Annotated in this window: 15 protein-coding genes; 13 read left to right on the top strand and 2 right to left on the bottom strand. The window is 60.4% G+C overall.

The genetic code is table 11. The features are described from left to right. Positions 1-10: 10 nt before the first annotated feature. The 11 genes from trmJ to sseB all read left to right on the top strand — a co-directional run bounded on the left by trmJ (position 11) and on the right by sseB (position 8,900). Positions 11-745, top strand: a complete 735-nt coding sequence (gene trmJ, locus NKJ21_RS23270) for a tRNA (cytosine(32)/uridine(32)-2'-O)-methyltransferase TrmJ (protein WP_008803789.1) — start codon at positions 11-13, stop codon at positions 743-745. 252 nt (positions 746-997) lie between these two features. After that, positions 998-1,489 carry a Fe-S cluster assembly transcriptional regulator IscR gene (gene iscR, locus NKJ21_RS23275; RefSeq protein WP_008803790.1) on the top strand — a complete coding sequence of 164 codons (492 nt, stop codon included), beginning with the start codon at positions 998-1,000 and terminating at the stop codon, positions 1,487-1,489. A 179-nt stretch (positions 1,490-1,668) separates the two neighbouring features. After that, a complete protein-coding gene (gene iscS, locus NKJ21_RS23280; protein ID WP_016161640.1) occupies positions 1,669-2,883 on the top strand; it encodes a cysteine desulfurase in 1,215 nt (404 codons plus the stop codon). A 26-nt stretch (positions 2,884-2,909) separates the two neighbouring features. Further along, positions 2,910-3,296 (top strand): Fe-S cluster assembly scaffold IscU, encoded by a 387-nt coding sequence (gene iscU, locus NKJ21_RS23285; protein ID WP_002913991.1) that lies wholly within the window; start codon positions 2,910-2,912, stop codon positions 3,294-3,296. A gap of 17 nt (positions 3,297-3,313) precedes the next feature. Then, on the top strand, positions 3,314-3,637 hold the full coding sequence (gene iscA, locus NKJ21_RS23290; RefSeq protein WP_002913979.1) for an iron-sulfur cluster assembly protein IscA: 324 nt from the start codon (positions 3,314-3,316) through the stop codon (positions 3,635-3,637). Positions 3,638-3,711: 74 nt separating this feature from the next. Further along, positions 3,712-4,227: a co-chaperone HscB gene (gene hscB / locus NKJ21_RS23295; protein WP_008803792.1), complete on the top strand. Its 516-nt coding sequence runs from the start codon at positions 3,712-3,714 to the stop codon at positions 4,225-4,227. Between the two features lie 15 nt (positions 4,228-4,242). Then, positions 4,243-6,093, top strand: a complete 1,851-nt coding sequence (gene hscA, locus NKJ21_RS23300) for a Fe-S protein assembly chaperone HscA (RefSeq protein ID WP_016161639.1) — start codon at positions 4,243-4,245, stop codon at positions 6,091-6,093. 1 nt (position 6,094) lies between these two features. Continuing rightward, the gene (gene fdx, locus NKJ21_RS23305; protein WP_004201872.1) at positions 6,095-6,430 is read left to right on the top strand and encodes an ISC system 2Fe-2S type ferredoxin; all 336 of its coding nucleotides are present in this window, start codon (positions 6,095-6,097) and stop codon (positions 6,428-6,430) included. Position 6,431: 1 nt separating this feature from the next. Continuing rightward, the gene (gene iscX, locus NKJ21_RS23310; RefSeq protein WP_002913954.1) at positions 6,432-6,632 is read left to right on the top strand and encodes a Fe-S cluster assembly protein IscX; all 201 of its coding nucleotides are present in this window, start codon (positions 6,432-6,434) and stop codon (positions 6,630-6,632) included. A 107-nt stretch (positions 6,633-6,739) separates the two neighbouring features. Next, positions 6,740-8,026 carry an aminopeptidase PepB gene (gene pepB / locus NKJ21_RS23315; RefSeq protein ID WP_012967441.1) on the top strand — a complete coding sequence of 429 codons (1,287 nt, stop codon included), beginning with the start codon at positions 6,740-6,742 and terminating at the stop codon, positions 8,024-8,026. Between the two features lie 97 nt (positions 8,027-8,123). Then, complete coding sequence (gene sseB / locus NKJ21_RS23320; protein WP_008803795.1) at positions 8,124-8,900, top strand: enhanced serine sensitivity protein SseB; 777 nt, start codon at positions 8,124-8,126, stop codon at positions 8,898-8,900. A 70-nt stretch (positions 8,901-8,970) separates the two neighbouring features. Here sseB and NKJ21_RS23325 read toward each other — a convergent pair whose 3' ends face one another. Both NKJ21_RS23325 and sseA read right to left on the bottom strand, forming a co-directional pair. After that, positions 8,971-9,813: a hypothetical protein gene (locus NKJ21_RS23325; protein WP_023323103.1), complete on the bottom strand. Its 843-nt coding sequence runs from the start codon at positions 9,811-9,813 to the stop codon at positions 8,971-8,973. 226 nt (positions 9,814-10,039) lie between these two features. Then, positions 10,040-10,897: a 3-mercaptopyruvate sulfurtransferase gene (sseA, locus tag NKJ21_RS23330; RefSeq protein WP_012967442.1), complete on the bottom strand. Its 858-nt coding sequence runs from the start codon at positions 10,895-10,897 to the stop codon at positions 10,040-10,042. A gap of 206 nt (positions 10,898-11,103) precedes the next feature. Between sseA and NKJ21_RS23335 the strand changes: the two genes are divergently transcribed. Then, entirely contained in the window at positions 11,104-16,053 is a 4,950-nt protein-coding gene (locus NKJ21_RS23335; protein ID WP_117116421.1) for an alpha-2-macroglobulin, read from the top strand. Then, on the top strand, positions 16,054-18,378 hold the full coding sequence (gene pbpC / locus NKJ21_RS23340; protein ID WP_254733241.1) for a peptidoglycan glycosyltransferase PbpC: 2,325 nt from the start codon (positions 16,054-16,056) through the stop codon (positions 18,376-18,378). Positions 18,379-18,518 lie beyond the last annotated feature (140 nt).

Consider the following 18,518-nt stretch of genomic DNA (forward strand, 5'->3'; position numbering starts at 1 on the left):
AAGAACCATAATGCTGCAAAATATTCGAATCGTACTGGTAGAAACCTCCCACACCGGCAATATGGGCTCTGTAGCCCGCGCGATGAAAACCATGGGCTTAACTAACCTGTGGCTGGTCAACCCACTGGTCAAACCCGATTCACAGGCGATAGCCCTGGCCGCGGGCGCCAGCGATGTGATCGGCAACGCGCAGATCGTCGATACCCTTGATGAAGCCCTGGCGGGCTGCAGCCTGGTGGTGGGTACCAGCGCGCGCTCCCGCACACTGCCGTGGCCAATGCTCGATCCGCGCGAATGCGGCCTGAAAAGCGTCGCCGAGGGGCAGCATGCGCCGGTGGCGCTGGTCTTTGGCCGCGAACGCGTTGGCCTGACCAACGAAGAGCTGCAGAAGTGCCACTACCACGTGGCGATCGCCGCGAACCCGGAGTACAGCTCGTTGAACCTGGCGATGGCGGTGCAGGTTATCGCTTATGAAGTGCGGATGGCCTGGCTGGCGACGCAGGAGCAGGCGCAGCCTGCGGTTGACCATGAAGAGGCGCCGTACCCGCTGGTGGACGATCTGGAGCGTTTCTACGGCCATCTTGAGCAGACGCTGCTGGCGACGGGCTTCATCCGCCCGAATCATCCGGGGCAGGTGATGAACAAGCTGCGTCGTCTGTTCACCCGCGCGCGTCCGGAAAGTCAGGAGCTGAACATTCTGCGCGGCATGCTGGCGTCTATTGAGCAGCAGAATAAAGGTAAGTAAGCGCGTTAACGCCGGATGGCGCTTCGCTTATCCGGCCTACGAATCTACATCTCTGTTGTAGCCCGGGCGAGGCCTTTGGCCGACCCCGGGAGCGGCTCGAAATTAATAACGGCACGGAAAGCCAAATACCTGACTAAAACAGTCAAGTAAATAGTTGACCAAATTACTCGGGAATGTCAGACTTGGCCCTGCTATGCAATACCCATATTAATAAAAAGCCCGGCCAGGGGCGAGTTTGAGGTTAAGTAAGACATGAGACTGACATCTAAAGGGCGTTATGCCGTGACCGCGATGCTTGACGTTGCGCTCAACTCTGAAACGGGCCCGGTGCCGTTGGCAGATATTTCAGAGCGTCAGGGAATTTCGCTTTCCTATCTGGAACAGCTGTTCTCTCGCCTGCGTAAAAATGGCCTGGTTTCCAGCGTTCGTGGTCCAGGCGGTGGTTATCTGTTAGGTAAAGATGCCAGCAGCATCGCCGTCGGCGAAGTGATCAGCGCGGTAGACGAATCCGTTGACGCGACCCGTTGCCAGGGCAAAGGCGGCTGTCAGGGCGGCGATAAGTGCCTGACTCACGCGCTGTGGCGCGATTTGAGCGAACGCCTGACCGGCTTCCTGAACAATATCACCCTGGGTGAACTGGTGAATAACCAGGAGATCCTTGATGTGTCCGGCCGTCAGCATCAGCACGAAACCCAGCGCAATGCGCGCACCCAGGACGCGATCAACGTTAAGCTGCGCGCCTGAGTGACCCGTCCCGTTTCGGACTGCGGCTGACAGGGCGAGGCAGCACGAGACGGTCGGGACAACGATTATAAAGAGCTTTCAGAATCAGGCCGGGATGCGCCAGCATTCCGTGTACTCGGTCGTACATCAAGCCGGTTGCCTGATTCCTTGCATTGAGTGATGTACGGAGTTTAAGAGCAATGAAATTACCGATTTATCTCGATTACTCCGCAACCACGCCGGTGGACCCGCGTGTTGCCGAGAAAATGATGCAGTTCCTGACCATGGACGGGACCTTTGGTAACCCGGCCTCCCGTTCCCACCGTTTTGGCTGGCAGGCTGAAGAGGCGGTTGATATCGCCCGCAATCAGATTGCCGAGCTGGTCGGTGCCGACCCGCGCGAAATCGTCTTTACCTCTGGTGCGACTGAATCCGACAACCTGGCGATCAAGGGTGCAGCCAACTTTTATCAGAAAAAAGGCAAGCACATCATCACCAGCAAAACCGAGCATAAAGCGGTTCTGGATACCTGCCGTCAGCTGGAGCGTGAAGGCTTCGAGGTGACCTACCTGGCGCCGCAGCGCAACGGGATTATCGATCTCAAAGAGCTGGAAACGGCGATGCGTGACGACACCATCCTGGTTTCCATCATGCATGTGAATAACGAAATCGGCGTGGTGCAGGATATCGCTACCATCGGCGAGATGTGTCGCGCCCGCGGTATCATTTACCACGTAGACGCCACCCAGAGCGTGGGCAAGCTGCCTATCGATCTGAGCCAGCTGAAGGTGGACCTGATGTCCTTCTCCGGCCATAAAATCTATGGTCCGAAAGGCATTGGCGCGCTGTACGTTCGCCGTAAACCGCGTATCCGTATCGAAGCGCAGATGCACGGCGGTGGCCACGAGCGCGGTATGCGTTCTGGTACTTTGCCTGTTCACCAGATCGTCGGCATGGGTGAAGCTTACCGTATCGCCAAAGAAGAGATGGAAAGCGAAATGGCGCGTCTGCGCACGCTGCGCAACCGTCTGTGGAACGGCGTGAAGGATATGGAAGAAGTTTATCTCAACGGCGACCTCGAGCAGGGCGCGCCGAACATTCTTAACGTCAGCTTCAACTACGTTGAAGGTGAGTCGCTGATTATGGCGCTGAAAGACCTGGCGGTTTCCTCCGGTTCAGCCTGTACTTCCGCGAGCCTTGAGCCATCCTACGTGCTGCGCGCGTTAGGCATGACTGATGAACTGGCGCACAGCTCTATTCGTTTCTCTTTAGGTCGTTTCACTACCGAAGAAGAGATTGACTACACCATCAAACTGGTTCGTAACTCCATCGGCCGTCTGCGCGATCTTTCTCCGCTGTGGGAAATGTTTAAGCAGGGCGTGGATTTGAACAGTATTGAATGGTCACATCACTAATTCGGCACCGATAAGGAGAATTCAACATGGCATACAGCGAAAAAGTTATCGATCATTACGAGAATCCGCGCAACGTCGGCTCTTTTGACAACAGCGACGAGAACGTCGGCAGCGGTATGGTCGGCGCGCCGGCCTGCGGCGACGTGATGAAGTTGCAGATTAAAGTCAACAATGAAGGTATCATTGAAGACGCGCGCTTCAAAACCTACGGCTGCGGTTCCGCCATCGCTTCCAGCTCCCTGGTCACCGAGTGGGTGAAGGGCAAATCCCTGGACGAAGCGCAGGCGATCAAGAACACCGATATCGCCGATGAACTGGAACTGCCGCCGGTGAAAATTCACTGCTCTATTCTGGCGGAAGACGCGATTAAAGCCGCGATTGCGGATTACAAAAGCAAACGTGAAGCAAAATAATTAGTTGAGGTTTTGTTATGTCGATTACTCTTAGCGACAGTGCTGCAGCGCGAGTCAATGCCTTCCTGGCGAACCGCGGTAAAGGGTTTGGCCTGCGCCTGGGCGTGAGAACCTCCGGCTGCTCGGGTATGGCCTATGTACTGGAGTTTGTTGACGAGCCGGCGGCAGAAGACACCGTGTTTGAAGACAAAGGCGTGAAGGTCGTGATCGACGGCAAAAGTCTGCAATTCCTCGACGGCACTCAGCTGGACTTCGTCAAAGAAGGTCTCAACGAAGGGTTCAAGTTCACCAACCCTAACGTCAAAGACGAGTGCGGCTGCGGCGAAAGCTTTAACGTATAATCGGTCATCCCCAACCCCACCGCGGTTACGCCGCGCGTGGGGTTTTCATTTAGATGCATGACCCTGAGGTTACTATGGACTATTTCACCCTCTTCGGGTTACCAGCCAGCTATACCCTCTCGCTTGAACAACTGGCTGTCCGGTATCAGGATCTGCAGCGCCAGTACCATCCGGATAAATTTGCCAGCGCGCCTGCTGCGGAACAGCTTGCGGCGGTTCAGCATTCCGCGACCATAAACCAGGCCTGGCAGACGCTGCGCCATCCGTTGACCCGGGCGGAATACCTCCTCTCGCTTCATGGCTTCGATCTGGCCAGCGAGCAGCATACCGTTCGCGATACCGCATTCCTGATGGAACAGCTGGAGCTACGCGAAGAGCTCGACGAGATCGGTAAGGCGAAAGACGATGCGCGGCTGGAAGCCTTTATCAAACGAGTGAAAGCGCTGTTTGATACCCGCCATCAACTGATGGTTGACCAATTGCATAATGAGAGCTGGGAGGCGGCGGCGGATACGGTACGTAAGCTCCGTTTTCTTGATAAACTGCGCAGCAGTGCTGAAGAACTCGAAGAAAAACTGCTCGATTTTTAATTTTCGGAAGCAATTATGGCCTTATTACAAATTAGTGAGCCCGGCCTGAGCGCCGCGCCGCACCAGCGTCGTCTGGCGGCCGGTATCGACCTGGGCACCACCAATTCTCTGGTGGCTACCGTGCGTAGCGGCCAGGCCGAAACCTTGCCCGACCATCAAGGCCGCTATCTGCTGCCGTCGGTGGTGAACTACCACGCTTCGGGGCTGACCGTCGGCTATGATGCCCGGCTTAACGCCGCCCAGGATCCTGCCAATACCATCAGCTCGGTGAAGCGAATGATGGGGCGCTCCCTCGCCGATATTCAAAACCGCTACCCGCATCTGCCGTATCAGCTGCAGGCCAGTGAAAACGGCCTGCCGATGATCCAGACCGCCGGCGGCCTGCTGAACCCGATTCGCGTCTCCGCCGACATCCTGAAAGCGCTGGCTGCCCGGGCAACCGAAGCGCTGGCTGGTGAACTCGACGGCGTGGTGATCACCGTTCCCGCTTATTTCGACGACGCTCAGCGTCAGGGGACCAAAGACGCGGCGCGTCTGGCGGGGCTGCACGTGCTGCGCCTGCTCAATGAGCCGACCGCGGCGGCTATCGCCTACGGCCTCGATTCCGGTCAGGAAGGGGTAATTGCGGTCTACGATCTCGGCGGCGGCACCTTTGATATTTCCATTCTGCGCTTAAGCCGCGGGGTGTTTGAAGTGCTGGCGACCGGTGGTGACTCGGCGCTCGGCGGCGATGATTTCGACCATCTGCTGGCCGACTATCTGCGCGAGCAGGCGGGCTTCAGCGACCGCAGCGATAACCGCCTGCAGCGTGAGCTGCTGGATGCCGCCATCGCGGCGAAAATCGCCCTCAGCGATGCCGAGGCAGCGCACGTCGAGGTCGGCGGCTGGCAGGGCGATATCACCCGCAGCCAGTTTAACGATCTGATTGCCCCGCTGGTAAAACGCACTTTACTGGCCTGCCGTCGCGCGCTGAAAGACGCCGGCGTTGAGGCGCAAGAGGTGCTGGAAGTGGTGATGGTCGGCGGTTCCACTCGCGTGCCGCTGGTGCGCGAACGCGTTGGCGAATTCTTTGGCCGCACCCCGCTGACCTCCATCGACCCGGACAAAGTCGTCGCCATCGGCGCGGCGATTCAGGCGGATATTCTGGTCGGCAACAAGCCGGACAGCGAACTGCTGCTGCTCGACGTTATCCCGCTGTCGTTAGGGCTGGAGACCATGGGTGGCCTGGTGGAGAAAGTGATCCCGCGTAATACCACCATTCCGGTGGCCCGCGCGCAGGAGTTTACCACCTTCAAAGATGGTCAGACGGCGATGTCCATTCATGTGATGCAGGGCGAGCGTGAGCTGGTGCAGGATTGCCGCTCGCTGGCGCGTTTTGCGCTGCGTGGGATCCCGGCTCTGCCAGCGGGCGGGGCGCATATTCGCGTCACCTTCCAGGTCGATGCCGACGGTCTGCTGAGCGTCACGGCGATGGAAAAATCGACCGGGGTGGAAGCCTCTATCCAGGTGAAACCGTCTTACGGTCTGACCGATGGCGAAATCGCCACCATGATTAAAGATTCGATGAGCTACGCCGAACAGGATGTCCAGGCGCGCATGCTGGCTGAACAGAAAGTGGAAGCCGCCCGTGTCCTGGAGAGCCTGACAAGCGCGCTGGCCGCCGACGCCGCGCTGTTAAGCGCCGCGGAGCGTCAGGTTATCGATGCCGCTGCGGAGCAGGTACGCGCCGCGGCGGCAGGCGACGACGCCGACGCCATTAAAGAAGCGATTAAAAATATCGACACACAAACCCAGGAATTCGCCGCCCGCCGTATGGATCAGTCGGTCCGTATCGCGCTGAAAGGCCAATCCGTGGACGAGGTTTAAAATGCCAAAAATTGTATTTCTGCCCCACCAGGACCTGTGTCCGGATGGCATCGTTGTGGAAGCTGAGACTGGTGAAACTATTCTGGATGCGGCGCTGCGTAGCGGCATCGAGATTGAACACGCCTGCGAAAAATCCTGTGCCTGCACCACCTGCCACTGCATCGTGCGTGAAGGCTTTGACTCGCTGGCGGAAAGTACCGAAGATGAAGACGATATGCTGGATAAAGCCTGGGGACTGGAGCCTGACAGCCGCCTGAGCTGCCAGGCGCGCGTCACCGACGAAGATCTGGTCGTTGAGATCCCGCGTTACACCATCAACCACGCACGCGAGCATTAATATGGCACTGAAATGGACCGACAGCCGTGAAATCGGCGAAGCGCTGTACGACGCTTATCCGGATCTCGATCCGAAAACCGTTCGCTTTACCGACATGCATCAGTGGATTTGCGATCTGGAAGAGTTCGATGACGACCCAAACGCATCCAATGAAAAAATTCTCGAGGCGATTCTGTTAGTCTGGTTAGACGAAGCCGAATAATTTTCGCGTTATGATTTATGCGACGGTATTAAGTCGGATGAATCATCGAGCGAGAGAACATTACGGGCTGCCATACGGTGGCCCGTTTGCTAAGAAGGATAATGATAATGACCGAAGCCATGAAGATTACGCTTTCTACTCAGCCAGCCGATGCACGCTGGGGAGAAAAGGCGTCTTACAGCATTAATAACGACGGCATCGCCCTGCACCTCAACGGCAAAGACGACCTGGGCCTGATTCAGCGCGCGGCGCGTAAAATTGACGGTATGGGCATCAAACATGTCGCGTTAAGCGGCGAAGGCTGGGACACCGACCGCGCGTGGGCGTTCTGGGCGGGTTATAAAGGTCCGAAAGGCACCCGTAAAGTTGAATGGCCGACCCTGGACGATGCGCAGCGTAGCGAGCTGGACAACCGTCTGACCATTATTGACTGGGTGCGCGACACCATCAATGCCCCGGCGGAAGAGCTGGGCCCGGAGCAGCTGGCACAGCGCGCCGTGGACCTACTGTGCAGCGTGGCGGGCGAGCAGATGAGCTATCGCATCACCAAAGGCGAAGATCTGCGTGAGCAGGGCTATCTCGGTCTGCACACCGTAGGCCGCGGCTCCGAGCGTCCGCCGGTCCTGCTGGCGCTGGATTATAACCCGACCGGCGATAAAGAAGCCCCGGTATACGCCTGCCTGGTGGGCAAAGGCATCACTTTTGATTCCGGCGGCTACAGCATCAAACAGAGCGCCTTTATGGATTCAATGAAATCCGATATGGGCGGCGCGGCGACCATCACCGGCGCGCTGGCTTTTGCCATTACCCGCGGGCTGAACAAGCGCGTGAAGCTCTACCTGTGCTGCGCCGACAACCTGATCAGCGGTAACGCCTTTAAACTCGGCGATATTATTCATTATCGTAACGGCAAAACCGTTGAAGTGATGAACACTGACGCCGAAGGCCGCCTGGTGCTGGCGGATGGCCTGATTGACGCTTCGGCGCAGAAGCCGGCGCTGATCATCGATGCCGCCACCCTGACCGGCGCGGCGAAAACCGCGTTGGGTAATGACTACCACGCGCTGTTCAGCTTTGACGATGCGCTGGCGAATCGCCTGCTGGCGAGCGCCCAGGCGGAAAACGAAGCCTTCTGGCGTCTGCCGCTGGCCGAGTTCCACCGCAACCAGCTGCCGTCGAACTTCGCTGAACTGAACAACACCGGCAGTGCCGCCTATCCGGCTGGCGCCAGTACCGCGGCGGGTTTCCTGTCCCACTTCGTGGAAAACTACCATCAGGGCTGGCTGCATATCGACTGTTCGGCAACCTACCGTAAATCTGCCGTTGAGCAGTGGTCGGCGGGCGCGACGGGTCTTGGCGTGCGTACCATTGCTAACCTGCTGACGGCTGAGTAACGGCCTTGCCGGGGGCGCTACGCTTACCCGGCCAGGAAAACCGTATGCCCGCGTGGACGAATGGCCGCCGGGCAATTCATTGTGAAGTAGCCAAACTATGTCTGATACGAAAAATGAATTAGAAACCCTGCTGGAAAAAGCGGCGACTGAGCCCGCCCACCGTCCGGCATTTTTCAGCGCGCTGCTGGAGGCGACCGTCTGGGTACCCGGCAGTGCAGCCGATGGTGAGCAGATTGTCGAAGACAGCGCGCTGGATCTGCAGCACTGGGAAAAAGATGACGGCAGCTCGGTGATCCCGTTCTTTACCTCGCTGGAGGCGCTACAGCAGGCGGTGGAAGACGAACAGGCTTTCGTGATGATGCCGGCCCGTACGCTGATGGCGATGACGCTGGGCGAATCGCTGTTCCTCAACCCGAAGCTGCCGAGCGGCAAAGAGTTCACCCCGCGTGAAATCAGCCATCTGCTCGGGGAAGAGGGCAGCCCGCTCAGCACCCAGACGGTGCTGGAAGGGGGCGAAGCGCTGTTATTGTCTGAAGTCGCTGACCCGCCGGCGCAGATGGTCGATTCGCTGACCACGCTGTTCAAAACGCTGAAAACCGTCAAGCGGGCGTTCCTGTGCTCGATCAAAGAGCACGCCGACGCGCCCGCTAATCTGCTGATAGGTATTGAAGCGGAAGGGGATATCGAGTCCATTATTCAGACCACCGGCAGCGTGGCGACCGATACCCTGCCCGGCGATGAGCCGATCGATATTTGTCAGGTGGTGGAAGGCGAGAAGGGCATCAGCCACTTTATGATTGCCCATATCACACCGTTCTATGAAAAGCGCTGGGGCAGCTTCCTGCGCGATTTCAAACAAAACCGCATTATCTGACCGCGGGGGCGGCTGCCCCCGCTGTTTCTTTATGCTTCCAGTGTGAGGCCGAAAATCGGCTTTGCCAGGGTTAATGCAGCGCAGCAAAGATCCGCGGATAGGCTGACGCCATGTTATAGATAAGAAATCCCGTCACACACAGCGTGACAATGCCGTTGAAGAGCGCCATATCCCCACGCCATGCCCGACATCTCTCCTCGCCCAGCAAAGAACGTAGCGCTGCCACCAGCCCGCCGACCAGCATAAACGCCAGTAACACCCCTGCCATTTGCGCGATAACAATGTACCAGCCCAGCGGCGTATTCACGCCCCGGGCGCTCATCAGCGCGATCTGCGCCGGCAAAATCGTCTGAAACCCCAGAGTGAGTATCACGAGGAGGCGCAGGTCCGCCAGCTGAGCGTCGAACGTGCGGGCCAGACGTCGGGCGTCACGCAGGAGCAGCACCCCTGACGCCACCGCCGCGGCAACGCTGACGTGCTGGAGAATAAAAATATATAACGCCAGGGTCCCGGATCCGACCCGGGATAAAAAGAACAGATTGCAAAAGACGATAATCAGCAGGCCAAATTTTATGCCCCAGGCGCGGAGAACCTCGCCGGGCCAGCGCCGGCTTGACGCAGGGTTATGCATCATCCACGCGGCAAGGGTCGACTTACCGTAACCGGGCGCGAGCAGCACCATCAGAAAACCCAGCAGCGCCTGGTGACCATAGGTTATTAACGGGACCTCTTCCAGAGTGACCCCGAGAAAGTGGGTATACACGGAGACCGGCGCAGGCACCACGCTTAACCATGTTCGGTTCCATTGCGGCCAAAAATAAAGGATCGCGCCGCCTACCAGCAGGCCAGCTATGCCTCCCAGCCAGGGACGGCGCGGTGAATCAGCAGAATGTGGGTTAGAGACTAATGCCATTTTCACTCCTTGTGGTGACATCAGATTGGGACGGACTGGATGCGCTATCAGTCCTGAGGAATTCCGTACCGGTGCTCTGCCTCCTCATCAGGCAAAGCGAATACGGCAGGTACAAACCCTGCGGCAGCACAGAGTAACCGGTTTAGCGAGAAGCAGAAGGAGGGGAGAGGGAAAATCAGAAATTATTTAGTGACCGCGGGACGGGAGGCCCGCGGTCACGCCGTGTTTACGGAGCGGCAGAGGCCGGTTCAATCGGCAGATCGCTCCGCGCGCCCCATTCGCTCCAGGAGCCGTCGTACAGGCAGACGCCGTTCACGCCAAGCGTGGTGAGCGCCAGCACGACCACCGCCGCCGTCACCCCCGATCCGCAGCTGGCGATGATTGGCCGTTCAAAATCGACACCCTGACGTAAAAAGATGTCGTTCAGCTCGTCGACGGTTTTCAGTTCGCCGTTAATCACCAGCTCCGTCCATGGCACGTTAAGCGCGCCGGGGATATGCCCGCGACGCAGGCCCGGGCGCGGTTCGTCGGCCTGGCCGTTAAACCGGGCCGCCGGACGCGCATCGACAATCTGCGCCGACCCTTCATGGCTGACCAGCAGGACGTCGGTCAGGCGCTTAATTTGTTGGGGATCGAAACGCACGTCGAATTCCCCTTCGGCCACCTCGGGCACGCCTTGCTCCAGCGGCAGTTCGTCACGTCGCCAGCCCTCCAGCCCACCGGCCAGAATGGACACCTTCTCCACGCCAAAGGTGCGCAGCATCCACCAGGCGCGAGGCGCGGAAAACAGATTGCCTTCGTCATAAACCACCAGGTGCTTATCGCTGCAGACGCCCAGCTCGCGCATGGCGACGGCAAACGCCTCGGCGCGCGGCATCATATGCGGCAGCGGGCTGGTGTGATCGGACAGCGCCTCGATATCGAAAAACAGCGCGTTCGGCACGTGGCCGGCGCGGTATTCCGCGGCCATATCGCGCAGGGCCTCCTGCCCGGCGGGCGCCATACGGGCGTCGATAATCTGGATCTCCGGGTCATCAATATGTTCTGCCAGCCAGTCGGCGGCGACAAAAAACGAGGTGGACATGGGTGCCTCCGTTTTACAATTCATGACTGAATTGTCGGCGTTTTATCTCACGCTGACAAGTTAAGGACGTCAGAGTGGGGACGACGTCACGGCACTTTTCTGATTAATCGGCAGAAACCCGCGTCATCACTGTTGAGAAGTGCCGCCTTAACGCATAATAAAAAGTGATAATTTGCATCAGGCCCACCGGCCGAGGGGTTAGAAGGATGAAACCATTTCGTTTAGCGGCGCTGTCACTGGCGCTCCTTACCGCATTTTCATTAACCGGGTGTGATGACAGCGGTACGCCGCAGGCCACGGCCCCGGCGCCAGCTGCGGATAGCAACCCAGGCGCGACGGCAAAACCGGACCGCGTCCAGCTGGCGGCGCTGGCGGAAAAAAGCCAGGGCAAAGCGCTGACGCTGCTCGACGCCTCGGAGGTGCAACTGGATGGCGCCGCGACCCTGGTGCTGACGTTTTCCGTGCCGCTGCAGCCGGACCAGGATTTCTCCCGCAGCGTGCATCTGGTCGACAAGAAAAGCGGTAAGGTCGACGGTGCCTGGGAACTGGCGCCGAATCTGAAAGAGCTGCGTCTGCGTCACCTTGAGCCAAAGCGCGAGCTGATTGTCTCGGTCGACCCGACGCTGACCGCCCTGAACAAGGCCACGCTCGACAAACCGTTTGAGAAGACCCTGACCACCCGCGATATCGCACCGAGCGTTGGGTTTGCCAGCCGCGGCTCGCTGCTGCCGGGCAACGTGGTCGCCGGGCTGCCGGTGATGGCGCTGAACGTCGACAATGTCGATGTCAATTTCTTCCGTATTAAGCCGGAATCACTCTCCGCGTTTGTCAGCCAGTGGGAATACCGTAACTCGTTAAGCAACTGGGAGTCTGACGAGCTGCTGAAGATGGCGGATCTGGTCTATACCGGCCGCTTCGATCTCAACCCGGCACGCAATACCCGCGAAAAGCTGCTGCTGCCGCTGAACGATATCAAGCCGCTCCAGCAGCCGGGCGTCTACGTGGCGGTGATGAACCCGGCGGGCCATTATAGCTACAGCAACGCGGCGACGCTGTTTACCCTCAGCGATATCGGCGTCTCGGCGCATCGCTACCACAATCGGCTGGACGTCTTTACCCAGAGCCTGGAAAACGGCGCCGCCCAGTCTGGTATCGACGTCCAGCTGCTCAACGCCAAAGGGCAGACCCTGGCGGAGGCGAAAAGCGACAGCCAGGGCCACGTTACTCTGCAAACCGATAAAGAAGCCGCGCTGCTGCTGGCGCGTAAAGAGGGGCAGACGACGCTGCTCGATCTCAAGTTGCCGGCGCTGGATCTGGCGGAATTCTCTATCGCAGGGGCGCCCGGTTTTAGCAAACAGTTCTTTATGTTTGGCCCGCGCGATCTCTATCGGCCGGGCGAAACGGTGATCCTCAATGCGCTGTTGCGCGATAGCGACGGCAAGCCGCTGGCGGAGCAGCCGGTGAAGCTGGAGGTGGTGCAGCCGGACGGCCAGGTGATCCGTTCGGTGATGAGCAAACCGGTGAATGGTCTGTACCAGTTCACTTATCCGCTCGACAGCGGCGCGGCTACCGGCATGTGGCACATTCGCGCCAGCACCGGCGATAACCAGCCGCGCGAGTGGGACTTCCACGTCGAAGACTTTATGCCGGAACGCATGGCCCTGAACCTGACGCCGCAGGCTGCGCCAGTCGCGCCGGATGCCGACGTCACCTTTGCCGTCAGCGGCGCTTATCTCTACGGCGCGCCGGCCAGCGGCAACCAGCTGCAGGGCAAGCTGTTCCTGCGCCCGCTGCGCGACGCCGTCGCTGCGCTGCCGGGCTTCCAGTTCGGCGATATTGCGGAAGAAAACCTCTCCCGTAGTCTGGATGAAGTCCAGCTGACGCTGGACGAAAAAGGTCATGGCGAAGTGACCACCTCAAGCCAGTGGCAGGATAGCCATTCGCCGCTGCAGGTGGTGTTGCAGGCGAGCCTGCTGGAATCCGGGGGGCGTCCGGTGACCCGTACCGTACAGCAGCCGATCTGGCCCGCCGGGGCGCTGCCGGGGATCCGCCCGCAATTTACGCTGAAGGACGTTTACGATTACCGCACCGATACCACCGTGAAGCAGCCGGTGGTCGATGAGAACAGTAACGCCGCGTTTGATATCGTCTATGCCGACGCCAAAGGCGAGAAAAAAGCGGTCTCGGGCCTGCAGGTACGGCTGATCCGCGAGCGCCGCGACTACTACTGGAACTGGTCCGACAGCGAAGGCTGGCAGTCGCAGTTCGATCAGAAAGATCTGCAGGAGGGCGAGGAGTCGCTGGATCTGCAGGCCGGACAAACCGGCAAAGTGAGCTTCCCGGTAGAGTGGGGCTCATATCGCCTGGAGGTGAAAGGGCCGGACGACGTGGTCAGCAGCGTGCGCTTCTGGGCCGGCTATAGCTGGCAGGATAACAGCGAAGGTACCGGCGCGGCGCGTCCTGATCGGGTCACCATGAAGCTGGATAAACCGAGTTATAAACCGGGCGACACCATCAAGCTGCACATCGCCGCCCCGGCGGCGGGTAAAGGCTACGCGATGGTGGAATCCAGCGAAGGGCCGCTGTGGTGGCAGGAAATTGACGTCCCGGCGGAGGGGATGGATTTGTCTATTCCGGTGGATAAAGCCTGGAACCGCCACGATCTCTACCTCAGCACGCTGGTGGTTCGCCCCGGCGATAAATCCCGCTCGGCGACGCCGAAACGCGCGGTCGGCCTGCTGCATCTGCCGCTGGGCGATGAAAACCGCCGCCTGACGCTGGCGCTGGAAGCGCCGGACAAAATGCGCCCCAACCAGCCGCTGACGGTGAAAGTGAAAGCCAGCGTCAAAGAGGGCGAGGCGCCGAAACAGGTCAACGTCCTGCTCTCGGCGGTGGATAGCGGGGTACTGAATATCACCGATTACGCTACCCCGGATCCGTGGAACGCCTTCTTTGGCCAGAAGCGTTACGGCGCAGATATCTATGACATCTACGGCCAGGTGATCGAAGGGCAGGGACGTGTGGCCAGCCTGCGCTTCGGCGGCGATGGCGACGAGTTAAAACGCGGCGGCAAACCGCCGGTCAACCACGTGACGATCGTCGCCCAGCAGGCGCAGCCGGTGGTATTGAACGATCAGGGCGAAGGCACGGTGACGTTACCCATTGGCGATTTTAACGGCGAGCTGCGGGTGATGGCCCAGGCGTGGACGGCGGATGACTTCGGCAGCAGTGAAGATAAAGTGGTGGTGGCCGCCCCGGTCATCGCCGAACTGAACACCCCGCGCTTCCTCGCCAGCGGCGATACCACACGGCTGGCGCTGGATCTCAGCAATCTGACCGATAAACCGCAAACCCTGCAGGTACATCTTACCGCCAGCGGGCTGGTGACCTTGACCGATGGCCAACTGCCGCCGGTGCAACTGGCGCCGGGGGCGCGCAGTACGCTGTTTATACCGGTGAGCGCGCTGGCGGGATTCGGCGATGGTCAGGTCAATGCTACTATCAGCGGCCTGAGTCTGCCGGGAGAAACCTTCGCCCCGCTGCAGAAACAGTGGAGAATCGGCGTCCGTCCGGCGTTCCCGGCCCAGACTGTCAACAGCGGCGCGGTGCTACAGCCCGGCGAAAGCTGGCAGGCGCCGGCGGCGCAGAGCCAGGGGTTCGCCCCGCAAACGCTGCAGGGCCAACTGCTGCTCAGCGGGAAACCGCCGTTGAACCTCGCGCGCTATATCCGTGAGCTGAAAGCCTATCCTTACGGCTGCCTTGAGCAGACCGCCAGCGGCCTGTTCCCGTCGCTGTACACCAGCGCGGCGCAGCTAAAAGCGCTGGGCATCAGCGGCGATAGCGATGAAAAACGCCGCGCGGCAATCGATGTTGGTATCTCACGCCTGCTGCAGATGCAACTGGAAAACGGCGGCTTTGCGTTGTGGGATAAAGAGGGGCCGGAAGAGTACTGGCTGACCGCCTACGCCATGGACTTCCTCGTCCGCGCGGGCGAGCAGGGCTATAGCGTACCGGTCAACGCCATTAATAAAGGTAACGAACGCCTGCTGCGCTATCTGCAGGAGCCGGGGCTGATGACCGTGCGCTACAGCGATGACGCCCAGGCCAGCCGCTTTGCCGCCCAGGCATACGCCGCGCTGGTGCTGGCGCGTCAGCAAAAAGCCCCGCTCGGCGCATTGCGTGAAATCTGGAGCCGTCACGACCGGGCGCGATCCGGCTTGCCGCTGCTGCAGCTCGGCATTGCGCTGAAAACCATGGGCGATGCGCCGCGCGGCGATGAGGCCATGAAGCTGGCGGTTGCCACCCCGCGCCAGGATGAGAATCGTTGGCTGGGCGATTACGGTAGCCCGCTTCGCGATGACGCCCTGAAGCTGGCGCTGCTGGAAGAGAACAAGTTGCTGCCGGAGGTGCAAAACACGCTGTTGAGCACGCTGTCGGAAGAGGCCTACGGCCAGCGCTGGCTGTCGACCCAGGAAACCAACGCCCTGTTCCTTGCCGGACGTACGCTTGCCGACCTGCCGGGCAACTGGCAGGCGCAAACCTCGCTGCAGGCTGAGCCGCTGGCCGGCGACAAAGCGCAAACCCGTAACCTCGACGGCGATCGGCTGGCGACGCTGCAGGTGAGTAATACCGGCAGTCAGCCGCTGTGGCTGCGTCTCGACAGCAGCGGCTATCCGCATAGCGCGCCGCAGCCAGGCGGTAATGTCCTGGGGATTGAACGCGCTATTTTCGATACCCACGGCCAGCAGAAATCGCTGACCTCGTTGCGCAGCGGCGAACTGGTGCTGGTGAAGCTGGAGGTGACCGCCAAACGCAATGTGCCTGACGCGCTGGTGGTTGATCTGTTGCCTGCCGGTCTGGAGCTGGAAAACCAGAATCTGGCCAACAGCAGCGCCAGCCTGCAGGAGAATGGCGACGCGGTGCAAAACCTGCTCAACCAGATGCAGCAGGCGGATATTCAGCATATCGAGTTCCGTGACGACCGTTTCGTCGCCGCTGTCGCTGTCAATGAAGGCCAGCCGGTGACGCTGGTCTATCTGGCGCGGGCGGTAACGCCGGGCACTTATCAGGTCCCGCAGCCCCAGGTGGAATCGATGTATGTGCCGCAGTGGCGGGCAACCGGGGCGGCCAGCGGCCCGCTTACCGTGACGCCGTAAATGCGCGTATTGCCTCGGGTAAAACGCCGCTGGCGCTGGCTGGCGGCGTTTATTTTTCTGCTGTGGCTGGCGGTGCTGGCCGCCGATCGCTTGTGGCCGCTGCCGCTGCAGGACGTCACGCCTGCCCGCGTGGTGGTGGCGGAAGACGGCACGCCGCTCTGGCGCTTTGCCGATGCGCAGGGCGTCTGGCGTTATCCGGTGACTCTCGCCGACGTGTCGCCGCGCTATCTGCAGGCGCTCATTCAGTATGAAGACCGCTGGTTCTGGAAACATCCAGGGGTCAATCCCTTCGCGGTGCTGCGCGCCGCCTGGCAGGATTTAACCTCCGGGCGGGTCATTTCCGGCGGCAGCACGCTTACCATGCAGGTCGCGCGTCTGCTCGACCCTCATCCGCGCACCTTCGGCGGCAAGCTACGCCAGCTATGGCGGGCGCTGCAGCTGGAGTGGCATCTGTCAAAAAACGACATTCTTACCCTGTATCTGAACCGCGCGCCGTTTGGCGGCACTCTGCAGGGGATCGGCGCGGCCAGCTGGGCTTATCTTGGCAAACCGCCCGCTCAGCTCAGCTACGGCGAGGCGGCGCTGCTGGCGGTGCTGCCCCAGGCGCCCAGTCGTTTGCGCCCGGACCGCTGGCCGCAGCGGGCCCAGGCGGCGCGCGATAAAGTCCTCACGCGCATGGTCAGCCAGGGCGTCTGGCCGCAACGGCCGGTACAGGAAGCGATGGAAGAACCTGTATGGCTATTCCCGCGGCAGATGCCGCAGCTGGCGCCGCTTTTTTCACGCCGGGCGCTGGCGACCAGTCGCGACGAAAAGGTGACGACAACGCTCGATGCCGGGCTCCAGCGGCAGCTTGAGGATCTGGCGCTGAACTGGAAATCGCGCCTGCCGCCGCGCAGCTCACTGGCGATTGTTGTCGTCGATCACACGGATATGAAAGTCCGCGGCTGGGTGGGATCGGCGGATATCACCGACGACAGCCGCTTCGGCCATATTGATATGGTCTCGGCGGTGCGTTCGCCGGGATCGGTGCTGAAACCCTTTGTCTACGCGATGGCGATGGATGACGGGCTGATCCATTCGGCGTCGTTATTACAGGATGTTCCACGACGCTTTAGCGATTATCGTCCCGGCAATTTTGACAGCGGATTTCATGGCCCGGTGAGCGCCAGCGAGGCGCTGGTGCGCTCCCTGAATCTGCCGGCGGTGCAGGTGCTTGAAGCCTACGGGCCCAAACGTTTCGCGGCGAATTTACGCAACGCCGGGCTGCCCCTGACGCTGCCCGCTGGCGCAGAGCCGAACCTGTCGCTGATCCTCGGTGGGGCCGGGGCACGGCTGGAAGATATCGTCGCGGCGTACAGCGCCTTTGCCCGTCACGGCAAGGCGGCGCGGCTGCGCCTGAAGCCCGACGACCCGCTGGTGGAAAGATCGCTGATGTCACCCGGCGCGGCGTGGATTGTCCGGCGCATTTTGGCCGGCGAAGCGCAACCGGTTCCCGATGCCTCACTGCCGCAAGTGGTGCCGCTGGCGTGGAAAACCGGTACCAGCTATGGCTATCGCGATGCGTGGGCGGTCGGCCTCAATGCGCGATATCTGATAGGTATCTGGACCGGACGGCCAGACGGTACGCCGGTGGTGGGCCAGTTTGGCTTCGCCAGCGCCGTGCCGCTGTTAAACCAGGTCAATAATCTGTTGCTGGCGCGCCAGGCGATGAGCCGCGGCGGGCTGCCGGTCGACCCGCGCCCGCAAACGGTGAGCCGCGGGGCTATTTGCTGGCCAGGCGGGCAGGATCTATCGGCCGGTGACAGCAACTGCCGCCGGCGCTTAGCCAGCTGGCTGCTGGATGCCAGCCAGCCACCGACGCTGCTGCTGCCCGGGCAGGAGGGCGTGCGCGGGATCCGCTTCCCGGTGTGGCGCAACGCAGCAGGGGAAAGGGTGGCCGCGGATTGTCCGGGTGCGACTGAAGTCGTTATTGATGTCTGGCCGCTGCCGCTGGAACCGTGGCTGCCGGCCAGGGAGCGCCGTCGCGCGCGTCTGGGGCCGGTATCGAAAGTGTGCCCACCGTTGCAAACTCAGAATGCCGCGCCGCTGGTGTTGTCAGGTATTCGCGAAGGGGCGTTAATAAAACGTCTGCCGGGCGAGGCGCGGGTGATGTTACCCGTGCAAACCAGCGGTGGAGAAGGGCGGCGCTGGTGGTTTATCAACGGCCAGCCGTTAGATGCCACCGGTGCGACAACCACGCTAACGCTGGATAAGCCTGGCGAGTGGCAGCTGGTGGTCATGGATGAGGCTGGGCAAACGGCGGCCGCCAGTTTCACCCTGCAATAACCAGGGTAAATTTGTTGTTGGCGGTTTGTGTTTCCAATACTCATCTTATTTTAACAAAATGTTACCTTCATCCGTAGGCATCGCCGACGTTGCTCATTATAATGCGCGCCAGGCCATACGATCGTATGCGCAACAACAGA

Origin of the sequence: Klebsiella sp. SWET4 (genome assembly GCF_024296565.1) — a bacterium.
GTDB classification, from domain to species: Bacteria; Pseudomonadota; Gammaproteobacteria; order Enterobacterales; family Enterobacteriaceae; genus Klebsiella; species Klebsiella variicola.

Coding starts and splice junctions, on each gene's coding strand:
- iscA (WP_002913979.1), top strand. CDS start 3,314: ATGTCGATTACTCTTAGCGACAGTGCTGCAGCGCGAGTCAATGCCTTC.
- iscR (WP_008803790.1), top strand. CDS start 998: ATGAGACTGACATCTAAAGGGCGTTATGCCGTGACCGCGATGCTTGAC.
- iscS (WP_016161640.1), top strand. CDS start 1,669: ATGAAATTACCGATTTATCTCGATTACTCCGCAACCACGCCGGTGGAC.
- pbpC (WP_254733241.1), top strand. CDS start 16,054: ATGCGCGTATTGCCTCGGGTAAAACGCCGCTGGCGCTGGCTGGCGGCG.
- hscA (WP_016161639.1), top strand. CDS start 4,243: ATGGCCTTATTACAAATTAGTGAGCCCGGCCTGAGCGCCGCGCCGCAC.
- NKJ21_RS23335 (WP_117116421.1), top strand. CDS start 11,104: ATGAAACCATTTCGTTTAGCGGCGCTGTCACTGGCGCTCCTTACCGCA.
- iscU (WP_002913991.1), top strand. CDS start 2,910: ATGGCATACAGCGAAAAAGTTATCGATCATTACGAGAATCCGCGCAAC.
- pepB (WP_012967441.1), top strand. CDS start 6,740: ATGACCGAAGCCATGAAGATTACGCTTTCTACTCAGCCAGCCGATGCA.
- hscB (WP_008803792.1), top strand. CDS start 3,712: ATGGACTATTTCACCCTCTTCGGGTTACCAGCCAGCTATACCCTCTCG.
- trmJ (WP_008803789.1), top strand. CDS start 11: ATGCTGCAAAATATTCGAATCGTACTGGTAGAAACCTCCCACACCGGC.
- iscX (WP_002913954.1), top strand. CDS start 6,432: ATGGCACTGAAATGGACCGACAGCCGTGAAATCGGCGAAGCGCTGTAC.
- NKJ21_RS23325 (WP_023323103.1), bottom strand. CDS start 9,813: ATGGCATTAGTCTCTAACCCACATTCTGCTGATTCACCGCGCCGTCCC.
- sseA (WP_012967442.1), bottom strand. CDS start 10,897: ATGTCCACCTCGTTTTTTGTCGCCGCCGACTGGCTGGCAGAACATATT.
- sseB (WP_008803795.1), top strand. CDS start 8,124: ATGTCTGATACGAAAAATGAATTAGAAACCCTGCTGGAAAAAGCGGCG.
- fdx (WP_004201872.1), top strand. CDS start 6,095: ATGCCAAAAATTGTATTTCTGCCCCACCAGGACCTGTGTCCGGATGGC.